Raw genomic sequence first — 1,206 nt, 5'->3', positions numbered from 1 at the left:
ACCCAATTGTCGGCATGTTCGACTCGCTCGTCTCGTGGGGCGGCGGCGGCATCAATGTGATCTGCGATAGCTACGCGGGCAACTACGGCAACTGCGTGTTTATTCAGCCGCAGTCTACCCTCTATTGCCCCGGCTCTGCGCATTCGATCCACCTGTCTGGTCGGGTATCCGGCGGCACGTCAGGCTATCTCAATCTCCTCGTCTTTGTCCGCCCCTCATCGGGGATTCCGATCGTAACGGATAAATTCCCCGAGACGGTCCCGGGGCCTAACATCGCGACTCAATACGCGTTCCACTCGAGTCACGAGGTCGGCAATGTAACGCTCATCCAACCGGACTTCGAACCTACGACGTCAAATGTCAAAGTAGCCTTGCCGAACGGCGCCTACTTCTTCACGCCCGATGGCCTGACGGGCGAATTGTCAAACATAGGCTACGAGTGGATGCGTTCGGGGGAATCTTACGTCGACAACAACATGAAGCTCAGGGGCAACACGTCGACTGTAACGTTTGTTCCGCACGCGGGGACGAGCCCTCCGGCTCCGATCGGGACCAATGCCGGCAATCTGTCCGGTTCCGTGTCATTCGGCTCCGGGACGTCGCCAGCGGCGGGCCAAATGCTCGATATCGCGTTTAGCGTCTACCAAGGGCCGAACTATCGTGTCGCGCTGACCCCCCTTAACGCAGAGACTGTGGCCCTTGGGCTCTACGCAATCAAAGCAGGGGACTATATCAGGATATGCGCAGCCAATGCGCCGGCGGCGTCTCAGCCGAATACAACATACGCATTTGACTACTTGGTCACGTTCCTTTCCTGATGCCAACCGCAGGCTTGAAGCGGCGCATCAATTACTGACGCCGCCGCGCCAACGCCATAGCCTAGGCGCACCGAAGGCCGGATGGGTAATTAACTTTGAAGCCGTCGCTGGAATACCATAAATCAGCGATGCAGTGAGCGCAGCCGCGATCAGGTAGCCCATCGGGAGTGAAAGTGGAAATGGCGGAAGCACGGAAGCGGCAGTAAACACAACGCTTTGTGCCAAGTATATTTTGAGCGTATGCGTGCCTATAGATGCGAGATGCTTGCCGAGGGCCTTATGGCAAAAGTGGACATGCGTTGCGACGGCAAGCCGCAAAAACGAGATCGTTCCCGCGAACCAGACAAATGTCATGAGACATATCTGCCAGCAACTATCGGTGCCCCAA

General features: G+C 57.0%; 2 protein-coding genes. One reads left to right on the top strand and one right to left on the bottom strand.

Translation table 11 applies throughout. The annotated features are described in order from the left end of the window. Positions 1–818, top strand: an 818-nt coding sequence (locus A1351_RS25070; RefSeq protein WP_198162189.1) for a hypothetical protein, incomplete at its 5' end; no start/stop codon positions are given. 27 nt (positions 819–845) lie between these two features. Here the strand turns inward: A1351_RS25070 and A1351_RS24280 are convergent. After that, positions 846–1,206, bottom strand: a 361-nt coding sequence (locus A1351_RS24280; protein WP_210178224.1) for a hypothetical protein, incomplete at its 5' end; no start/stop codon positions are given.

Source organism: Methylosinus sp. R-45379, from assembly GCF_001644125.1.
GTDB lineage: Bacteria > Pseudomonadota > Alphaproteobacteria > Rhizobiales > Beijerinckiaceae > Methylosinus.
The sequence above is the reverse complement of the archived record's forward strand: the minus strand, read 5'-3'. Positions and strand labels throughout refer to the sequence as shown.